Annotated in this window: 19 protein-coding genes; 9 read left to right on the top strand and 10 right to left on the bottom strand. The window is 50.8% G+C overall.

Annotated elements, in window-relative coordinates; genetic code table 11:
- Positions 1-6: 6 nt before the first annotated feature.
- From AACU19_RS02215 to mhbT, 3 genes are read right to left on the bottom strand one after another with little or no spacing between them, the layout of a single operon-like run.
- Positions 7-708 (bottom strand): fumarylacetoacetate hydrolase family protein, encoded by a 702-nt coding sequence (locus AACU19_RS02215; protein ID WP_000196046.1) that lies wholly within the window; start codon positions 706-708, stop codon positions 7-9.
- Between the two features lie 15 nt (positions 709-723).
- On the bottom strand, positions 724-1,752 hold the full coding sequence (gtdA, locus tag AACU19_RS02210) for a gentisate 1,2-dioxygenase (RefSeq protein WP_000131613.1): 1,029 nt from the start codon (positions 1,750-1,752) through the stop codon (positions 724-726).
- 11 nt (positions 1,753-1,763) lie between these two features.
- A complete protein-coding gene (gene mhbT, locus AACU19_RS02205; protein ID WP_105278021.1) occupies positions 1,764-3,122 on the bottom strand; it encodes a 3-hydroxybenzoate transporter MhbT in 1,359 nt (452 codons plus the stop codon).
- 126 nt (positions 3,123-3,248) lie between these two features.
- Between mhbT and AACU19_RS02200 the strand changes: the two genes are divergently transcribed.
- The 8 genes from AACU19_RS02200 (at position 3,249) to preA (ending at position 10,297) form a co-directional block, all read left to right on the top strand.
- Entirely contained in the window at positions 3,249-4,157 is a 909-nt protein-coding gene (locus tag AACU19_RS02200) for a LysR family transcriptional regulator (protein ID WP_032184600.1), read from the top strand.
- Positions 4,158-4,287: 130 nt separating this feature from the next.
- Positions 4,288-4,686, top strand: a complete 399-nt coding sequence (locus AACU19_RS02195; protein WP_001353095.1) for a CidA/LrgA family protein — start codon at positions 4,288-4,290, stop codon at positions 4,684-4,686.
- Positions 4,683-5,378, top strand: a complete 696-nt coding sequence (locus AACU19_RS02190) for a CidB/LrgB family autolysis modulator (RefSeq protein WP_000968208.1) — start codon at positions 4,683-4,685, stop codon at positions 5,376-5,378. Before AACU19_RS02195 ends, AACU19_RS02190 begins: the two co-directional genes overlap by 4 nt.
- 129 nt (positions 5,379-5,507) lie before the next feature.
- Positions 5,508-6,392, top strand: a complete 885-nt coding sequence (cdd, locus tag AACU19_RS02185) for a cytidine deaminase (RefSeq protein WP_000553553.1) — start codon at positions 5,508-5,510, stop codon at positions 6,390-6,392.
- A 189-nt stretch (positions 6,393-6,581) separates the two neighbouring features.
- Positions 6,582-7,301: an outer membrane permeability protein SanA gene (gene sanA / locus AACU19_RS02180; RefSeq protein ID WP_000920073.1), complete on the top strand. Its 720-nt coding sequence runs from the start codon at positions 6,582-6,584 to the stop codon at positions 7,299-7,301.
- Between the two features lie 2 nt (positions 7,302-7,303).
- Positions 7,304-7,543: a DUF2542 family protein gene (locus tag AACU19_RS02175; protein ID WP_000383089.1), complete on the top strand. Its 240-nt coding sequence runs from the start codon at positions 7,304-7,306 to the stop codon at positions 7,541-7,543.
- 286 nt (positions 7,544-7,829) lie between these two features.
- Positions 7,830-9,068 carry an NAD-dependent dihydropyrimidine dehydrogenase subunit PreT gene (gene preT, locus AACU19_RS02170; protein ID WP_105278020.1) on the top strand — a complete coding sequence of 413 codons (1,239 nt, stop codon included), beginning with the start codon at positions 7,830-7,832 and terminating at the stop codon, positions 9,066-9,068.
- Entirely contained in the window at positions 9,062-10,297 is a 1,236-nt protein-coding gene (preA, locus tag AACU19_RS02165) for an NAD-dependent dihydropyrimidine dehydrogenase subunit PreA (protein ID WP_105278019.1), read from the top strand. Before preT ends, preA begins: the two co-directional genes overlap by 7 nt.
- A 70-nt stretch (positions 10,298-10,367) precedes the next feature.
- Here the strand turns inward: preA and mglC are convergent, their stop codons facing one another.
- The 6 genes from mglC to folE all read right to left on the bottom strand — a co-directional run bounded on the left by mglC (position 10,368) and on the right by folE (position 17,277).
- Complete coding sequence (gene mglC, locus AACU19_RS02160) at positions 10,368-11,378, bottom strand: galactose/methyl galactoside ABC transporter permease MglC (protein WP_001275118.1); 1,011 nt, start codon at positions 11,376-11,378, stop codon at positions 10,368-10,370.
- A 15-nt stretch (positions 11,379-11,393) separates the two neighbouring features.
- Complete coding sequence (mglA, locus tag AACU19_RS02155) at positions 11,394-12,914, bottom strand: galactose/methyl galactoside ABC transporter ATP-binding protein MglA (RefSeq protein WP_000255032.1); 1,521 nt, start codon at positions 12,912-12,914, stop codon at positions 11,394-11,396.
- Between the two features lie 54 nt (positions 12,915-12,968).
- The gene (gene mglB, locus AACU19_RS02150; protein WP_105278018.1) at positions 12,969-13,973 is read right to left on the bottom strand and encodes a galactose/glucose ABC transporter substrate-binding protein MglB; all 1,005 of its coding nucleotides are present in this window, start codon (positions 13,971-13,973) and stop codon (positions 12,969-12,971) included.
- A gap of 279 nt (positions 13,974-14,252) precedes the next feature.
- Positions 14,253-15,293, bottom strand: coding sequence for an HTH-type transcriptional regulator GalS (gene galS / locus AACU19_RS02145; protein ID WP_000628667.1), 1,041 nt, complete (start codon positions 15,291-15,293; stop codon positions 14,253-14,255).
- Positions 15,294-15,434: 141 nt separating this feature from the next.
- Positions 15,435-16,592 carry a DUF418 domain-containing protein YeiB gene (yeiB, locus tag AACU19_RS02140; protein ID WP_105278017.1) on the bottom strand — a complete coding sequence of 386 codons (1,158 nt, stop codon included), beginning with the start codon at positions 16,590-16,592 and terminating at the stop codon, positions 15,435-15,437.
- Between the two features lie 16 nt (positions 16,593-16,608).
- On the bottom strand, positions 16,609-17,277 hold the full coding sequence (folE, locus tag AACU19_RS02135) for a GTP cyclohydrolase I FolE (protein ID WP_001139613.1): 669 nt from the start codon (positions 17,275-17,277) through the stop codon (positions 16,609-16,611).
- Positions 17,278-17,534: 257 nt separating this feature from the next.
- Here folE and yeiG point away from each other — a divergent pair, with 257 nt between their 5' ends.
- The gene (yeiG, locus tag AACU19_RS02130; RefSeq protein ID WP_039020526.1) at positions 17,535-18,371 is read left to right on the top strand and encodes an S-formylglutathione hydrolase; all 837 of its coding nucleotides are present in this window, start codon (positions 17,535-17,537) and stop codon (positions 18,369-18,371) included.
- Positions 18,372-18,401: 30 nt separating this feature from the next.
- Here yeiG and cirA read toward each other — a convergent pair whose 3' ends face one another.
- On the bottom strand, positions 18,402-20,381 hold the full coding sequence (gene cirA / locus AACU19_RS02125; RefSeq protein ID WP_032303366.1) for a catecholate siderophore receptor CirA: 1,980 nt from the start codon (positions 20,379-20,381) through the stop codon (positions 18,402-18,404).
- Positions 20,382-20,653: the final 272 nt, after the last annotated feature.

Here is a 20,653-nt window from a genome sequence, read left to right as displayed (position 1 = left end):
TGCACCTCAGACAATCTTCACCGCGATAGGGGTTAAGCCCTCGACGTTGCCCGTGATCACATCACCTTTCACTACCGGGCCAACTCCTTCCGGCGTACCGGTGAAGATCAGATCGCCCGGTTGCAGCTCAAAGAAGCCTGACAGGTAGCTGATGGTTTCATTCACCGACCAGATGAGATGGCGAATATCGCTGCGCTGATGATCTTCGCCGTTAACCTGTAACCAGATTGGTGCGTTATCAATACCGCCGGTTTCGCTGGCTTTGTGCAGCGGTGCGATGGGGGCCGAGAGATCAAAGGCTTTGCCGATTTCCCACGGACGGCCCATCTGGCGCATTTCCATTTGACGGTCACGGCGCGTCATATCAAGGCCTGTGGCATAACCCCAGACATATTCATGGGCCTTTTCCAGTGGGACATCGCTGCCTTTTTTACCAATCGCCACCACCAGTTCAATTTCGTAATGATAGTTATCGGTCTGCGCCGGATATGGCAGCGCCAGCGTTTCGCCAGCGGCGACCGGAACAACGGCATCTGCTGGTTTGCAGAAGAAGAAGGGTGGTTCACGATCTGGATCAAAGCCCATTTCGCGGGCGTGGGCGGCATAGTTACGCCCGACGCAGTAAACGCGACGCACGGGGAATTGTTTATCACTGCCAACAACCGGTACGGTAACGGGCGCTTGTGGTTCGAATACATATTGAGTCATTTTCTCTCTCCCAAATTAATAACGCGCTTCGCGGAACAGCCCCAGGGCTTCCTGTACCGGTCTGTCCGAAAAACTGAATAAAACGGTATCTTGCGTAGTCTGGAATGACACGCCGTGCCAGGTCGGCACCACAAAGATATCTTTTGCACTAAAGGTGAAGATTTCATTGCCGATGGTGACTTGTCCGCTACCTTCCACTACATGGTAGATAGTGCTGTCAGTGGTGCGCGCCACGCGGGAGGAGAACCCTTTCGGTAGCAGTTGCAGGAAAGCGCCCATCGACGGCATCGGATAGCCGCCGGTGACCGGGTTGACGTAGCGCATTTTGTAGCCATCCCATTCGTCGGCATCGCCCATGCGGGTTAAATCGTGCAGCACTTCGCGGCTGCGGTCATAACGATAGTTAAAGATCGGCGAGGAGTTCCCCGTCTGATGGCGCAGCGGCAACATATTGGCAGCGTAACGCGGCAGGTAATCGCCCTCTTTACGCGTTACCGGTTGTTGATCTTCCGGGTAATCTTCGGCAAAACCGCAGCCCAGAGTGTTCACTAATGGCAGATCCAACCCATCGAGCCAGATAACCGGTTCGTCGCCAGGGTTGCCGTGATCGTGCCAGCGCCACTGCGGGGTCAGGATAAAATCGCCCTCATTCATTGGCGTGCGTTCGCCGTCAACGGCGGTAAATGCCCCTTTGCCTTCAACAATAAAACGCAGCGCCGACTGGCTATGATGATGACTCGGTGCCACTTCGCCCGGCATGATCAGTTGCAAACCGGCATATAAAGTCGCGGTGATGGAAGACTGCCCTCGCAGCGCCGGGTTTTCCAGTACCAGCACGCGGCGCACCGCCTCTTTCGCGCCAATCAGGCTGCCGCTCTCCAGCAGCAGCGGGCGGATCTCCTGATAATTCCAGTACGCTGGCGCACAGTTAGCGTTGGGCGTTTTCGGCACCAGATGGTGCAGTGACTCCCACAGCGGGGACAGGTTTTGCCCGGAAATATGCTGATAAAATTGCTCGCGGCTTTTTTGATTGTTATCAGTCATTGGGATGCTCCTTATTCGTTCACAACGCCTGCGCGAGGCAGTGAGTCAGGGACAGAGGTCGACTGGCGAACCACGGTAATCAGCAGGGTTAACATCACCGCACTGATCGCCGCAGGCACAGCGATAATGAAAAACAGGGTGTCGAAAGAGAAATTCATCGCCATCATCACGCCGCCAGACAGCGAACCAACAATCGCGCCGCAGCGGCCGATAGCATTTGACCAGCTCACGCCCGTAGCGCGACTTTGTGTTGGATAAAGTGTTGCGGTCAGCGCATTCAGCCCCACCTGCGATCCGCTAATGCCAATGCCAGTGCCGAAAATCGCCAGCGCCATCAGCCATAATCCATCCTGGCTTAAGCCAATCATCACGATGCATACAGCGCCTACGGCATAGCTCAGCGCCAGCACGCGGAAAGGATTGAACTTATCCATCAGCACGCCCAGCGCCAGCGCGCCCAACGTACCGCCAATCTGGAACGCGGCGGTGACCCAGGACGCGTGTTGCAGGTCTATGCCGCGATGGTTCAGTAGCGTCGGCATCCAGCTTGAGAGCAGGTAAATAATCAGCAGGCTCATAAAGAACACCACCCAAAGCATCAACGTAATGGGTAACTGACGTCCCATAAACAGTTGACGAATGCTGCCTTTTGTAACGGAGGCTGATTCAATGAGATAAAAGTGGGTATCGACATAACGCTCGCGGGTGATGGCGCTGACGGTTTTCGCAATCACCGCCTGCGGTAGCTGGCGGCGCACCTGCCAGCGTGGCGATTCCGGCAGAACTACCAGCAGTGCGACAAACAGCATCAGCGGTAACACGCCCCCCAACACCAGAATGCCGTGCCAGCCAATCACCGGCACCAGCTGCGCACTGACAATCCCGCCAAACGCCGAACCCAGCGTAAAGCCGCAAAACATCAGCGTCACCAGCGCGCCGCGGCGGCGGGCAGGCAAATACTCCGAGGTCATGGTGATGGTGTTCGGCATCGCGCCGCCCAGACCCAGGCCGGTGAGAAAGCGCAGGAAGACCAGCGTTTGCAGATCCGGTGAGAAAGCCGAGGCGAGGCTTAACGCGCCAAACAAAAAGACGCACAGCTCAATCACCCGCTTGCGACCAAAGCGATCGGACAACGGGCCACAAAGCAGTGCGCCTGCGGTTAATCCCAGCAGACCCGCGCCAAAAAGCGGGGCGAGATCGCCTGCGGTGAGCTGCCAGTAAGTACGGATATCAGGGGCGATAAAGCCGATAGCCGCGGTGTCAAAACCATCGAGCATTACCACCAGAAAACAGCAGATGATAACGCGCCACTGCATCTTGCCGACCGGAGCAGCATCGATCAGTGCTTGTAAATCACGTCGTTGAGTCATAGTAAATGCCTCAGTGCAGGTAAGGTAGATGTTTCTTTTGTTTTGTATATGTTGCGATAATGTGATTAAAGAGATGAGATGTACAATGGCATTTCGGGCAGAGAGATAACCTGGAGGTTATGGCAAATGGCGAACTGGGCGCAAAAACTAAAACTACATCACCTGCAAATGCTGGTGGCGCTGGGTGAACAGGGTAATCTGACCCATGTCGCACGGATGATGAATATCACCCAACCCGCGCTTTCGAAATGGTTGTCACAACTGGAAGATGAGATCGGACTCACACTTTTTGAGCGGCACAGCAAAGGGCTTCGTCCGACCGAAGGCGGCAAATTGTTATTGCAACATGCCCAACGGTTAATCAATGACATGGAAAGATCGCAATATGAACTGGCTCGCTTTAAACAAGGTGGACTGGTCGGCAGTCTGAAAATTGGCTGTTCTCCCGTCGCCACTGACTGCGTATCCCAGGCGATTTTGCATTTGCTCAAGGAGATGCCAACTCTACACCTGAATATCGAAGAGAAGGTGATGACCCCATTGCTGCAAGATCTGTTGGCAGGTTCTGTCGATGTGGTGGTTGGGCGAATTGGCGGTCGCGCGTTGCAGCTGCCGCTGAATTATCGCGTGCTCTACACCGAGCCGGTATGCTTTGTCGCCCGTCCTGAGCATCCACTGGCGAAATACGCCACCCTCAGCTGGAATGATCTTGCTAACTGGCGGTGGATAGTCTGGCCGACAGGTACCCCCATCCGCATCAGCATTGATAATGCGCTGGTAGACCACGGCGTGATGCTGCCAGAAAACACGATTGAGTCGGCGTCGATGAACGTCAGTACCAACCTGTTACAAAGCAGCAATATGATCTCTATTTTGTCATTACGCCTGGCGCAACGTTATGCCAGCCAGGGGCAACTGGTGATCCTCAACCTGCCAAAGATTGAACAGAAAGGCAGCGTCGGTGTGTTTTGGCGTAATAACGAAACGCCTTCTTATGCTTTAAGTCAGTTTCTGCACTTTTTACAGCAGAATTAGTGTGCTGAACTGGGCACTCGCCCGATGTTACTTCCCTGTAATTCAACTATGCTGAGAATTCTTAATGTGATCGGTAGCACGTTTTACGAATTAATTGTATGATGAATCCATCTCATCTGGGGTGTTGATTATGAGTAAGACACTGAACATTATCTGGCAATATTTACGCGCTTTTATCCTGATTTATGCCTGCCTGTATGCAGGCATTTTCATTGCTTCCCTGCTACCGGTAACCATTCCGGGCAGCATCATCGGGATGCTGATCTTGTTTGTCCTGCTGGCCTTGCAAATTCTTCCGGCAAAGTGGGTCAATCCGGGGTGCTACGTACTGATTCGCTATATGGCGCTATTGTTTGTGCCGATTGGCGTAGGCGTCATGCAATATTTTGATTTGCTCCGCGCACAGTTTGGTCCGGTAGTGGTTTCCTGTGCAGTCAGTACGCTGGTGGTTTTTCTGGTGGTGAGCTGGAGTTCGCAACTGGTGCACGGTGAACGTAAAGTCGTAGGTCAGAAAGGATCAGAAGAATGATGGCAAATATCTGGTGGTCATTGCCGCTAACGTTAATTGTCTTTTTTGCCGCCCGCAAACTGGCGGCGCGGTATAAGTTTCCCTTGCTTAACCCATTGCTGGTTGCAATGGTGGTGATCATTCCTTTTTTAATGCTGACCGGCATCTCTTACGACAGCTACTTTAAAGGTAGCGAAGTGCTAAACGATCTGCTGCAACCGGCGGTTGTCGCACTGGCCTATCCTTTATATGAGCAGCTGCACCAGATCCGCGCGCGCTGGAAATCGATCATCACCATCTGTTTTATCGGCAGCGTGGTTGCGATGGTGACGGGGACTTCCGTGGCATTGTTGATGGGCGCTTCACCGGAAATCGCCGCGTCAATCCTGCCGAAATCAGTCACCACGCCTATTGCAATGGCGGTTGGCGGCAGTATTGGCGGTATTCCGGCAATCAGCGCAGTTTGCGTGATTTTCGTCGGTATTCTGGGCGCAGTGTTTGGTCATACGTTACTTAATGCGATGCGTATTCGCACCAAAGCAGCGCGCGGTCTGGCGATGGGGACAGCCTCGCACGCCCTCGGTACGGCACGCTGTGCTGAGCTGGATTATCAGGAAGGTGCATTTAGTTCGCTGGCGCTGGTGTTATGCGGGATTATTACTTCGCTGATCGCACCGTTCCTTTTCCCGATTATTCTGGCAGTAATGGGCTAAAATTTGCGATGCGTCGCGCATTTTTGATGTAAGTTTCATTCGTTGCACAATTAATGAGATTCAGATCACATATAAAGCCATAACGGGTTCGTAAACTGTTATCCCATTACATGATTATGAGGCAACGCCATGCATCCACGTTTTCAAACCGCTTTTGCCCAACTTGCGGATAACTTGCAATCTGCACTGGAACCTATTCTGGCAGACAAGTACTTCCCCGCTTTGTTGACCGGGGAGCAAGTCTCATCGCTGAAGAGCGCAACGGGGCTGGACGAAGACGCGCTGGCATTCGCACTACTCCCGCTGGCGGCGGCCTGTGCGCGTACGCCATTGTCGAATTTTAATGTTGGCGCAATTGCGCGCGGTGTGAGCGGAACCTGGTATTTCGGTGCCAATATGGAATTTATTGGTGCGACAATGCAGCAAACCGTTCATGCCGAACAAAGCGCGATCAGCCACGCCTGGTTGAGTGGTGAAAAAGCGCTCGCAGCCATCACCGTTAACTACACGCCTTGTGGTCACTGCCGTCAGTTTATGAATGAACTGAACAGCGGTCTGGATCTGCGTATTCATCTGCCGGGCCGCGAGGCACACGCGCTGCGTGACTATCTGCCGGATGCCTTTGGGCCGAAGGATCTGGAGATTAAAACGCTGCTGATGGACGAGCAGGATCACGGCTATGCGCTGACTGGTGATGCGCTTTCTCAGGCGGCGATTGCAGCGGCAAATCGTTCACACATGCCTTACAGTAAGTCGCCAAGCGGTGTTGCGCTGGAATGTAAAGACGGTCGTATTTTCAGCGGCAGCTACGCTGAAAACGCCGCATTTAACCCGACTCTACCACCGTTGCAGGGGGCGTTAATTTTGTTGAATCTCAAGGGTTATGATTACCCGGATATCCAGCGCGCGGTTCTGGCAGAAAAAGCCGATGCGCCGTTGATTCAGTGGGATGCCACCTCCGCAACGCTGAAAGCTCTCGGTTGTCACAATATCGACCGCGTGCTTCTCGCTTAAGACTGGTGCCGGATGTGGCGTGAACGCCTTATCCGGCCGCCTTCAGGTCTGACACACTGATAAACGTCGCATCATACTTGCCTGCTCTCTCCCGGTGTCGAAAATCCCGGCAAACAGTTTGCCGTTTCTTGCGCAAAACCAGCGGGTAAAGTAGCCTGATGGAAATTTTCCTTAGATCGAGTCTCCTGCATGTTAAAGCGCGTGTTCTACAGCCTGTTAGTCCTGATCGGCTTGCTGCTGTTGACTGTGCTCGGCCTCGATCGCTGGATGAGCTGGAAAACCGCACCTTATATCTACGACGAATTGCAGGATCTCCCCTACCGCCAGGTCGGCGTGGTGCTCGGCACAGCAAAATATTATCGTACTGGCGTAATTAATCAGTATTATCGCTACCGTATTCAAGGAGCGATTAATGCCTATAACAGCGGCAAGGTAAATTATCTATTACTGAGCGGCGATAATGCTTTGCAAAGTTATAATGAGCCAAAGACCATGCGCAAAGATTTAATCGCCGCAGGTGTCGACCCATCAGATATTGTCCTCGATTACGCAGGTTTTCGTACGCTGGATTCCATCGTGCGTACACGCAAAGTTTTTGATACTAATGATTTCATTATTATCACCCAACGTTTCCACTGTGAGCGGGCATTATTTATAGCGCTACATATGGGGATTCAGGCCCAGTGTTATGCCGTACCGTCGCCGAAAGATATGCTGTCAGTACGTATTCGCGAATTTGCCGCCCGTTTCGGTGCGCTGGCCGACCTTTATATTTTTAAACGTGAACCGCGTTTTTTAGGGCCGCTTGTGCCTATTCCGGCTATGCACCAGGTGCCGGAAGATGCGCAGGGGTATCCCGCCGTCACGCCCGAACAGTTACTTGAATTGCAAAAGAAACAAGGAAAGTAGTTATGGATGTACAGCAGTTTTTTGTGGTTGCCGTTTTTTTCCTTATCCCGATATTTTGTTTTCGCGAAGCATGGAAAGGCTGGCGTGCAGGCGCGATTGATAAACGGGTTAAAAATGCAGCGGAACCGGTGTATGTCTGGCGAGCAAAAAATCCAGGACTTTTCTTTGCTTATATAGTGGCATATAGTGGCTTCGGAATTTTATCTATTGGTATGATTATTTATCTTATTTTCTATCGTTAATATTGTCCCTCCCCTGTTAATTATTGAGAATAATTATTACTTCAGTCAATAAGCTGCGGATATAACATTCTGAACCACAGCTATTTGTGAATTCTTTCACAGTTTAAATTTCCCCACACGCTTAGCCTTAATATCAGCAAGCAATATTTATGCTCTAAATAATTCGAGTTGCAGGAAGGCGACAAGTGACTGGGGTGAGCTAACGCAGACGCAGCACATGCAACTTGAAGTATGACGAGTATATTTAGCGTTCGCCTTAATTACTCATAGCATTAAGGAAGATCACATGCCGCAACAAAATTATCTGGATGAACTCACTCCGGCTTTTACGCCTTTACTGGCGATTAAAGAAGCCTCTCGCTGTTTATTATGTCACGACGCTCCCTGTAGTCAGGCTTGCCCGGCACAAACCGATCCGGGGAAATTTATACGCTCAATCTACTTTCGTAATTTTAAAGGCGCTGCCGAGACAATTCGCGAAAATAATGCCTTAGGTGCTGTATGCGCCAGAGTTTGCCCAACGGAGAAATTATGTCAAAGCGGTTGTACCCGTGCCGGTGTTGATGCTCCCATTGATATCGGTCGCTTACAGCGTTTTATCACTGATTTTGAACAACAAACCGGGATGGAAATTTATCAGCCTGGTACTAAAACGCTCGGCAAAGTCGCCATTATTGGCGCAGGTCCTGCTGGATTGCAGGCCAGCGTGACGCTGACAAATATGGGGTACGACGTCACTATTTATGAAAAAGAAGCGCAACCCGGTGGCTGGCTGTGTAACGGTATTCCGCAATTTCGTTTGCCGCAATCCGTGCTGGATGCAGAGATCGCCCGTATCGAAAAAATGGGGGTGACCATTAAGTGCAATAACGAAATCGGTAAAGTACTCACCCTGGAGCAACTGAAAGCGGAAAACCGCGCGGTACTGGTCACCGTGGGGTTATCGAGCGGTTCGGGGCTACCGCTGTTTGAGCATAGCGACGTTGAGATTGCCGTCGACTTCCTGCAACGTGCACGCCAGGCGCAAGGCGATATCAGCATTCCACAAAGCGCATTAATTATCGGCGGCGGTGATGTCGCGATGGACGTAGCCAGCACGCTGAAAGTTCTCGGCTGTCAGGCGGTAACTTGCGTAGCGCGTGAAGAGTTAGATGAGTTTCCGGCAAGCGAAAAAGAGTTTGCCAGCGCCCGGGAGTTGGGCGTTTCGATCATCGATGGATTCACACCAGTGGCCGTGGAAGGCAATAAAGTCACGTTTAAGCATGTACGCTTACCGGGCGAACTGACGATGGCGGCAGATAAAATTATTCTCGCCGTCGGTCAGCATGCCAGACTGGATGCCTTTGCGGAGTTAGAGCCGCAGCGTAACACCATCAAAACACAAAATTACCAGACCCGCGACCCGCAAGTCTTTGCTGCTGGCGATATTGTTGAGGGTGACAAAACCGTGGTCTATGCCGTGAAAACCGGGAAAGAAGCCGCTGAGGCAATTCATCACTATTTAGAGGGAGCTTGCTCATGTTAACGAAAGATCTTTCGATTACCTTTTGCGGCGTGAAGTTTCCCAACCCGTTCTGCCTCTCTTCTTCGCCGGTAGGCAATTGCTATGAGATGTGCGCCAAAGCCTACGACACGGGCTGGGGTGGCGTGGTATTTAAAACGATCGGCTTTTTTATCGCCAACGAAGTCTCACCACGTTTTGATCATCTGGTGAAAGAAGATACCGGTTTTATCGGCTTCAAAAATATGGAGCAGATTGCCGAACATCCTCTGGAGGAGAATCTGGCCGCCCTGCGTCGGCTGAAAGAAGATTATCCGGACAAAGTGTTGATCGCTTCGATCATGGGCGAAAATGAACAGCAGTGGGAGGATCTGGCGCGGCTAGTGCAAGAAGCTGGTGCGGATATGATCGAGTGTAACTTCTCCTGTCCGCAAATGACTTCTCATGCGATGGGTAGTGATGTCGGGCAAAGCCCGGAGCTGGTAGAAAAATATTGTCGGGCAGTGAAACGTGGTTCTACGCTGCCGATGCTGGCGAAGATGACGCCGAATATCGGTGATATGTGCGAAGTGGCGCTGGCTGCGAAGCGCGGCGGCGCAGATGGCATTGCGGCGATTAATACCGTTAAATCCATCACCAATATCGATCTTAATCAGAAAATTGGTATGCCGATCGTTAACGGTAAATCGAGTATTTCCGGATATTCCGGTAAAGCGGTAAAACCGATCGCCCTACGCTTTATTCAGCAAATGCGCACCCATCCAGAGCTGCGCGATTTCCCGATTAGCGGTATCGGCGGTATTGAAACCTGGGAAGATGCAGCAGAGTTTTTATTGCTCGGCGCAGCAACGTTACAGGTGACCACCGGCATTATGCAGTACGGGTATCGGATAGTGGAAGATATGGCAAGCGGGTTATCGCATTATCTCGCCGATCAGGGATTTGATTCGTTGCAGGAGATGATAGGTCTGGCGAATCACAATATTGTCCCGGCGGAAGATTTAGACCGTAGCTATATCGTCTATCCCCATATCAATCTCGATAAATGTGTTGGCTGTGGACGCTGTTATATTTCCTGTTACGACGGCGGTCACCAGGCGATGGAATGGAGCGAGAAAACGCGCACACCGCATTGTAATACCGAGAAGTGCGTGGGTTGTCTGCTTTGTGGTCATGTTTGCCCGGTTGGTTGTATTGATCTCGGGGAAGTGAAGTTTAAGAAGGGAGAGAAAGAACACCCGGTAACGTTGTAGAACCAGCGTCGCATCCGGCATTTGGCACCGATTGCCGGATGCGGCGCATCCGGCAATACCCACATTCACATCATTTCTTACGCGCGTATTTCAGTGAATCCAGCGCTACGGCGAAGATAATAATCGCCCCTTTGATGATGTACTGCCAGTATGGGTTTACGCCGATATACGTCAGGCCATAGTTGATGACGGTAAAAATAATTACCCCGGTCACCACACCAATCACCGTCCCTACACCACCGCTGAACGATACACCGCCCACCACACACGCTGCGATAGCATCCAGCTCATACATAAAGCCGAGGTTGTTGGTGGCAGAGCCGATACGTCCGGCTTCTAACATCCCGCCAAAGGCATAGAACACACCAGACAACGCGTAGATCATCAGCAGGTTCAGGCCAACGTTGACACCAGAAACTTTCGCCGCTTCCGGGTTACCGCCAATGGCAAAAATGTTCTTGCCGAAGCGGGTTTTGTTCCACAACACCCAGACGAATGCCACCGCAATCAACGCGTAGAAAGTGATGTAAGAGAGACGGAAGCTCCCCAGCGCAACAAAGCCCTGAGCAAAGGTAGAGAAGCCACTGTCAAAACCAGAAATTGGCGACGCCCCGACAAAGTCGTAATAGAGCGAGTTGATGCCGTAGACGATAATCATCGTGCCGAGCGTGGTAATGAATGGCGTCACGTTGAGATAAGCGATAATCAGGCCGTTGATCAAACCGATCACCGCGCCAATGGCACAGACAATCAGAATTACCAGCGCAATCGGCATCGTCGCCATTTCCGGGAATACTTTGTTAGCGTTATCCATGGACTGCAATAACGTCGCTGCCACCACGGCTGCCAGCCCTACCTGACGTCCCGCAGAAAGGTCGGTCCCCTGGGTGACAATTAATCCTGCCACACCAAGCGCGATAATAATACGCACCGATGACTGGGTGAGAATATTACTTAAGTTCAACAGACTTAAAAAAGTTGGGTCCTGGAAAATAATAATCGCCAGCAAAACTAAAAGAACGACGTAAATACCGCCCTCTTTCAGGTAAGTAAGAAAACTTTTCTTATTTAACGCACTCATGGGAGGCCCCTAATCTTAAAGGTGCAAAGACGCAAGACGCAGAATTTCGTTTTGCGTTGTTGTTTTTGTATCGACAATTCCGGAAACGAGACCATTGCTCATGACCAGAATACGGTCTGTTATCCCTAACAACTCTGGCATTTCGGAGGAAATAATAATAATCCCCTTGCCTTTCTTCGCCAGTTCGGCAATTAACTGATAAATTTCAAACTTCGCTCCGACATCAATACCGCGCGTTGGTTCATCGAGCATTAATATTTCTGGTTGCGTTAGCAGCCAGCGCCCAATAATTACCTTTTGCTGATTACCGCCGGAGAGTGAACCAATTTGCGTACGATGTCCCGGCGTTTTTACCCGCATCGAATCAATTACCCACTGGGTATCGCTTTTCATCCGCGAGTTATCCAGCAAGCCAACTTTATTTTTGTAGTTGCGGATATTGGAAATTAACGAGTTAAAGCCAATATCCAGATAGGCATAAATTCCCGTTGAGCGGCGCTCTTCAGTTACCAGTGCAAATCCGTGGTTTATGGCTTCGTTAGCGTTATGGTTATTGATCTTTTTGCCGTGCAACGTAATGGTGCCAGCCGATTTCTCGCGAATACCAAATAACGTCTCAACAATATCAGTACGTTTCGCCCCCACCAGACCGGCAATACCGAGGATCTCCCCTTTATGCAGATCAAACGAGACATCGCGAATCGACGGCTGGCGCAGCGACGTCAGATTACGCACTTCCAGAATCACTTCGCCCGGCTTGTTTTCTTTGTCAGGGAAACGCTGGTTAAGAGAGCGTCCAACCATCATGGCGATGATCTTGTCCATCGTTAGCCCTGCCAGCGGTTCGGTAGCGATCCACTGACCGTCGCGCAATACGGTGACTTCATCACATAACTGGAAGATTTCTTCCATTTTATGCGAGATATAAACAATACCGCAGCCGCGCTCTTTTAATTTACGAATAATAGTGAAAAGATGATTGACCTCTTTTTCAGTTAACGAAGATGTCGGTTCATCCATAATCACAATTTTCGCGTTATAGGAAAACGCTTTGGCGATTTCGATCATCTGCATTTGCGAAACGGATAATGTGCCGACGCGCGCACGCGGATCGATATCAATATCCAGCTCATCAAAAATTGCTTTGGTTTCGCGGTACATTTTGTCCTGATCGACAAACATGCCTTTGGTGGGATATCGCCCCAGCCACATGTTGTCCATCACCGAACGTTGCAATACCAGGTTTAATTCCTGGTGTACCATCGAAATACCATTTTCCAGTGCTTCTTTGGCAGAATGGAAATCGATCTCTTTACCCTGGAACAAAATGGTGCCGGAGTCTTTTTGATAAATACCAAACAGGCATTTTAATAATGTTGATTTTCCTGCGCCGTTTTCCCCCATTAATGCATGGATAGAATGTGGCCGGACTTTTAAATTAACGTTATCAAGTGCCTTAACACCCGGAAAAGACTTGTTGATACCGCTCATTTCCAACAAGTATTCCCCGGAAGACGGAGTCGTTGAGCTGACCATATAATTTTACCTTGTTGGCCATACAATAAGGGCGCAGTAAACGACTGCGCCCAATCAGTCTTGTTTCTTGCTGAATTCAGCCAGGTTGTCTTTATCTACGCCAACGTAAGGTACGCGGACCACTTTGTTGTCGATTTTCCAGTTGGTACCATCAGCCGCACCTTTGCCATCGGCCAGGTTTTTCGCCAGATCAAAAGTCGCTTTCGCCTGGTTGTTAGCGTCGTTCAATACGGTGCCCGCCAGTGCACCGGATTTCACCAGTGCCAGAGCTTCTGGCAGCGCATCGACACCAAACACTGGAATGCTGGACTTGTTGTGTGCTTTCAGTGCTTCTACTGCGCCCATTGCCATCGCATCGTTGTTGGCGATAACCACTTCGATTTTGTTGGCGTTCGGGCCAGACAGCCAGGCGTCCATCTTATCTTTCGCCTGAGCGGTATCCCACATAGCGGTATCTAACTGTAACTGTTCAGTTTTGATGCCTTTGTCGTTCAGCTCTTTAATCACGTAAGTGGTGCGTGCTTCTGCATCCGGATGGCCCGGTTCACCTTTCAGCAGTACGAATTGAATCTGACCGTCTTTGTTGAGATCCCAATCCTGGTTTGCCGCCCAATGCTTAGCAATCAAATCGCCCTGAATAATGCCGGACTCTTTGGAGTCAGTGCCGACATAGTAGGCTTTATCGTAGCTATCCAGCGCCTTACGAGACGGTTCTTTGTTGAAGAAAACCACCGGCACGTTTTGCCCGCGCGCTTTCTCAATCACCGTACCCGCAGCTGCCGGGTCAACCAGGTTGATCGCCAGTGCCTTCACCCCTTTCGCCAGCAATACATCGATCTGATCGTTCTGCTTGGACTGGTCATTCTGAGAATCATTCATCAGCAGCTGAACATCTGGCGCGGCTTTCGCATCTTGTTCGATAGCCTTGCGCACAACAGACATAAAGTTATCGTCGTACTTATAGATTGTTACACCAATACGGGTATCAGCAGCGTGTGCAGTGGCACCGAATAACATACTGGCCATTACAGCAGACAGGGTTAACACCTTCTTATTCATGGTATCTCCGGTTTTTCTTATGCAGGGTAGTGCTTGAGATAAATGCTCGGCGGGGCAGTAGAGTTAATGAAGTGTTACTGAACGCCGAAGCTCACTTTTTAAAATTCGTTCTTCCATGCCCGGTAACGCTCCAGAAAACGGCTTTAATTGTTGTTATGACGCTATTACCTCGGTGAAAGTGATGATTCACTGTTACATACAGGTTACAGCGTTAAAACGGTGCAATCATAGCTATCGCATTGTTAATATACTGTGAAATCACTCACAGATTGAAAGCGGTTACATCGACTGATTTGTTGAGTTAGTGATCGCTGCCGCATTCTGGCGCGTTGCGACAGAATGGCGACGCACTAACGTCGGCATAAAACAGTGGCTGGCGTGAGGATCAATGTTGCCTGCTGCCCCTTGTAAGGCCAGTTCGGTAGCTAATTTTGCCATCGAAGCAATAGGATAACGCACGGTCGTTAATTGTGGGTCGGTGTAACGAGCGATGGGAATATCATCGAAACCGATGATTGAGAGATGTAACGGAATCGCAATACCATTATCTTTTAATGCCGTCAGTGCGCCAGCGGCCATATTGTCGTTGTATGCAAATACAGCGGTAAGTTGTAGATTGCGCCCCAGCAGTTCAACCATCGCCGCCTCACCGCCTGGCATGTCCGGGGTGCCAGTGCCAATCCAGCTTTCCGACGGAATAATATCCTGCTCTTTCAACGCACTCATCCAGCCTGCTTTGCGCATGGCATCATCTTCAATGCCGTGGCTGGAAGAAAGATAACCAATACGTTGATGACCATTATTGAGCAACATGCGCGTGGCCATTCGGGCACCACTGAGATTATCCAGGCAAACGCAACGATGGGCGTAACCTGGCACAACGCGGTTGATTAACACCATACCGGGAATGTTATCCATAAACTGCGCTAATTCATCATCGCTTAACGCTTTTGAATGAACAATCAACGCGTTACAACGCTGGCGAATTAACACCTCAATGGCATGACGCTCTTTTTCCGCTTCATGATAGCTATTACCTATTAGCACATATTTCTGGTGCTGCTGGGCGACGAGATCCACCGCTTTTACCAGCGCGCCGAAAAACGCATCAGAAACGTCCATTACCACCACGCCAATGGTATCGCTAACCTGAGTTGCCAGCGCCTGGGCATTGGCGTTTGGCCGATAATCCAACTCGCTCACTGCTTTCATTACTGCTTCACGCGTGTCGGCACTGACCAGCGTGCTGTTATTGAGCACCCGGGAAACCGTTGCCACAGAGACGCCAGCCTGACGCGCTACATCACGAATGGTGATCATATTCACTACCTGTTATGAGATTGCAGTAAATGCCTGCTTGCTGGCGGCTATTTTGTCAGCACTGAATTCAGGACTTCGTGAATCGAGTCACAGCAATGGAAACGGTTACAACCATTTTGTTAATGAATGTGATCCAGATCGTTATCTTGATGTTTTAGATAATGCAGGTCCGGCAGCACGCAAAGTTAACTGACGCCAGAGCCATTCCACCGGCCCCTGACGGAAGTAACGCAGCCAGATAACAGAGAAGAGAATATTCGCCAGCCATACCGGAATAACAAACGCCAGCAATTCCAGACGGTCAAACTGCATAAACAAACCGAGGTGATAAAAAAGCGTGGTACAAATCAGCGTTTGCAATAGATAGTTGGTCAGCGCCATCCGTCCGACGCAGGCGATCGCGAGCACCAGCTTAAAGCGGCTCAATTGCGGCCAGAAACCATAAAACAGCGACGCATAGCCAACCGCCTGAAACGGCGCACTCAGTTCCCGCGGCATCTGAAGTAAGAAGGCGCACCAGCGATATGCCCAGTCCAGCCGCCATTGCAGGGCGATCGCTGGAAGGTTAATGATCACCCCAATCGCCACCAGCACAAAACCGGTACGCCGATAATGGCGCAAGCTAAACTGCCCTTTCAGCCAGCCACTGCGCATCAGCGCCGCGCCAATTAGCATCATCCCTGCCAGTTGCCAGCCATACTGTGCGCCCAGTGCCAGTAAACTGTTGCCAACACCATCGGCACGATTACTGATCGCTTCAACGCCGCCGTGAAGCTTCCAGTATTTTTCATACAAAATAGCCGATGCATCCGGCGTCCAGGAGCGGCTGGTCTGACTGTCTGAAATCAACCCCAACAACAGCAAAACGCCAAGCCCCACCAGATAAAGCATGACGCCGGTATTAAACAGGCTTTTTACCGATGGCGCATCGCGCACCAGCCGCCAACAGATTAAGCCCACCAGCCCGTAAGCCAACAGAATATCGCCGTCCCAGAACAATAAACCGTGAATAAAGCCCAACAAGACTAACAGTGTTAACCGCGACTGGATCCAGCGTTTGCCACGGGGTAGCAACATTTGCAGGCCAGCACCAAACAGCAACGCAAAAAGCGTGAGGAATTTCACCTGACCGATGAGATCGAGTAATGCCCAGGTCCATGCATCCTGCGGCGTAATAGCGCCGTACCAGGCGGGATTGAGATAAGCCGCCTTTGGTAACCCAAAGGCGCTGATGTTTAATAGCAGGATCCCCAGAATGGCGACGCCGCGAACAAAATCGAGCGTGACGTTGCGCTCCATGGTTCCTGCCTTTTAATCAGTTGTGATGACGCACAGCGCGCAGAAATTCGTGGCGCGTATTCTGACTGGATTTGAACAATCCACCAAGAGAGGTCGTTGTCGTGGCACTGGTTGCATCGCGGATGCCACGCGCCTTCACGCAGTAATGTACCGCATCGATAGAGACAGCCACGTTATTGGTGCCCAGCAGCGTTTGTAGCGCAATGAGAATTTGCTGCGTCAGACGTTCCTGCACCTGCGGACGCTGGGCAAAGAACTGCACGATACGGTTAATTTTTGACAGACCGATCACCGAATCTTTCGGGATATAAGCCACCGTCGCTTTGCCATCGATGGTAACAAAATGGTGTTCACAGGTGCTGGTCAGGGTGATATCGCGCACGGTGACCATTTCATCAACCTTCATTTTGTTTTCAATGAGGGTGATTTTCGGGAAATTGGCGTAATCCAGACCGGAGAAAATTTCATCGACATACATTTTAGCGATGCGATGCGGCGTTTCCATCAAACTGTCATCAGCCAGGTCGAGATTCAGCAGCTGCATGATTTCGGTCATATGACCAGCAATAAGGCTTTTGCGCGTTTCGTTATCCATTTCATGCACGGGCGGGCGCAGCGGTGTTTCCAGTCCTCGCGCAACTAACGCTTCATGAACCAGGGCCGCTTCTTTACTGAGTGATGGCATTTATGATTTCTCCTGCAGGTGTGACGCCTCCGCCCTGCGTGGGGGCAAAGTTATTAAGCTGATTTACAGCCTGATTATTGTGCGTGAGGCGGCGCACATAATCCAGTATTCACAGCGATAATTATTGTAATTGCCGCTGCCTTTCATCAGCAGATGTTAAAACATCGTTATGTATATACGGAAGTGAAAGTTACTCACAGCACATTGAATAAACGGTATGATGAAGAAATTGCAAACAACACAACAAGGAGCCACGCATGGAAATGCTCGAAGAGCACCGCTGTTTTGAAGGCTGGCAACAACGCTGGCGGCACGACTCCAGTACCTTAAATTGCCCGATGACGTTCAGCATCTTTCTTCCACCGCCTCGCGATCACACCCCGCCGCCGGTGCTGTACTGGCTCTCCGGATTAACCTGCAATGACGAGAACTTCACCACCAAAGCGGGGGCCCAACGCGTAGCGGCGGAACTGGGGATTGTACTGGTGATGCCAGACACCAGTCCGCGCGGCGAACAAGTAGCCAACGACGACGGCTACGATTTAGGTCAAGGCGCGGGGTTTTATCTCAACGCCACACAAAAACCGTGGGCGACGCATTACAGGATGTACGATTATCTGCGCGATGAATTACCGACTCTCATTCAATCGCAATTTAACGTCAGCGATCGCTGCGCTATTAGCGGTCATTCCATGGGTGGTCACGGCGCATTGATTATGGCGCTGAAAAATCCTGGCAAATACACCAGTGTTTCTGCCTTTGCGCCGATTGTGAATCCGTGCAGCGTCCCGTGGGGAATCAAAGCGTTTCGCACTTATCTGGGTGAGGATAAAAATGACTGGATGGAATGGGACAGTTGCGCGCTGATGTATGCGAGTAATGCGCAGGATGCGATCCCGACACTGATTGATCAGGGCGATAATGATCAGTTTCTTGCCGACCAGCTACAACCCGCAGTGCTGGCAGAAGCCGCGCGTCAAAAAGCGTGGCCGATGACGCTGCGTATTCAGCCGGGATATGATCACAGTTACTACTTTATTGCCTCTTATATAGAGGATCATCTGCGCTTCCATGCGCAGTATTTACTGAAGTAAAGTCTGCCCGGTTCGCCGGGCATCTTCTCATCAAAAGCGATAATCCACTGCCATAAAGTAACGACGTCCGTCTTCGTTATAGCTGTAGTCGTCACGACTGAGATCCTTGTCGCCAAGGTTCAGCACACCCGCACGCAGTTTGACGTCTTTGGTCACCTGCCAGGCCGCGCCGGTATTCCAGATGGTATAACCGCCCGGAGTTTTAGCCGTCGCGCTGTCGGCGCGTTTCTGCCCGGTATAGTGACCAGAAACATAGAATGACCAGTCTTCCAGCGCCAGCGGTTTCCAGTCCAGCGTACCGTTAGCGGTATGGAACGGCAGATCGGACAACGGTTTGTTTTCGCCGTTGCTGACATCACGACCATCGTTGTAGGTGTAGTTGATCGACAGTTTCCATTCATCGTTGAACGGAATTTTCAGTTCGGTTTCCACGCCCTGAATACGTGCTTTGTTAACGTTGTAGTAGCTGAATACTGGCACACCGTCCGCTGTAAAACCGACAAAGTTTTGGTAGCCCGGAGCAGCATTGACGTCAGACGTACGGCTGATGCTGATACGATCTTTTACATCGTTGCGGAAAACGGTCACGCTGGATTCAACCCCTTCCAGCCAGCCTTCTTCACCCATGTAGTAAAGCCCCAGCTCCCAACTTTCGCTGGTTTCTGGTTTCAGATCCGGGCTACCCACAATCTTACATGCGCCACGGCAGGAATTGCTCGTCCAGTCAGGGCTAAGTTGCAACAGAGAAGGTGCTTTAAAGGCCGTCGCCCAGCCCCCTTTCACCGTTACGGTGTCGGTGGCGTTATAAACCAGGTAGGCACGTGGACTCCAGTGTTCACCGTAGGTTTCATGATCGTCCATACGTACGCCGGTCGTCAGCGCCAGCGGCTCGAAGATCCGCCATTCATCTTCCACAAACAGCGCGTACTGGCTGGCAGACGTTTTGGAGCTGGTTCCCCCGGTCAGGTTCACCGCATCGCTAAGTTTGTCGTGACGCCATTCACCGCCAACCGTAACAAACTGATTAATCGCCGTCAGTGGCAACGTGTATTTACCATCGACCGTATTGCTTTCGGAAGTAATCGGGCTGCTGTTGCCAGGGTTTTTGTTTTCGACTTTCTCACCGTAGTATTTCAGTTCGCTGGTGCCGTAATCCCAACGCCCATTATGGCTGACGGAGTAGTTCTGACGTTCCAGGCGGTTTTTGTCCAGCGAGTCGGAATCACGATCCTGACGGTCAAAACCGTATCCGGCAGTAAAATCGTGATTTTGATTCGGTGTCCAGGCAAATTCCACATTGCCGTCGCGGCTGGAGAATCCTTCAATACGCGGCGTTTCTCCGGTATCGGTGGTCGTTGAGTTTTGTGGGTCATCCTTTTCACGTTTTGCCAGGCTGCCGTAAGCTTTCATTCCCAGCACGCCGTCAATTAATGGTCCGCTGGTAAAGAACTGACCGTTATAGGTATCACCGCGATCGCGATGTTCCTGAATGGTGGTATCGACAGTAACGGTACCCGACCATTTCTGACCGATTTTTTTGGTGATGATATTCACGACACCGCCGAGCGCATCGGAACCGTACAGCGACGACATCGGGCCACGGACCACTTCAATACGTTCGATGGAATCGACCGGGATCCAGTTCAGATCGAAATCATTGTGGCGGAAGACGGCATTGCGGGAGTTAACGCGTTTACCGTCGACGAGAATCAGGGTGTAGCTGCTGTCAAGACCACGAATACTAACGCCCTTACGGTTATCCCCTTCGTTCGTCAGTTGTACGCCAGGCACTTCTTTGAGGACATCCTTCAGATTCTGTACCGGTTTTCGCTGCAGGTCTTCCTGGGTAATGACGCTGATACTGGCGGGTGCATCTTTAAGGTTTTGCTCAACGGAAGATGCAGTGACAACCATCGTTTCGCCATCATCATCGACCGCTAACACAGGCCATGCACAAGAAATAGCGGACAAACACAGCCCGACCCGTACGAAGGGGTTAAACCTAAACATTCCATATCTCCATGAGGTAACTACGAAAATAAAATGGGTTATCGCTCACATCTTCTTCACGTCCCCTTGCGTACGGCAGCATCGCGGTGGACTTATTTGTATGCAGGTGATCATCCCAGAAAGCCGGAACAGCCCCTGATTTGTCAGCCTTTTTTGATTTCGGCGTAACGATAATGCAAACGATAACAATTATCAATCCAAATGTTAAAATTTATATCCGCATGATTTGTCAGGGAAATAGAATTAAAAAAGCCCTCTCGGTTGAGAGGGCT

This window comes from Escherichia sp. MOD1-EC4550, assembly GCF_963876935.1.
GTDB classification, from domain to species: Bacteria; Pseudomonadota; Gammaproteobacteria; order Enterobacterales; family Enterobacteriaceae; genus Escherichia; species Escherichia coli_F.
Note: the sequence above shows the minus strand (reverse complement) of the source record. Positions and strands in the feature narration are given on the sequence as shown.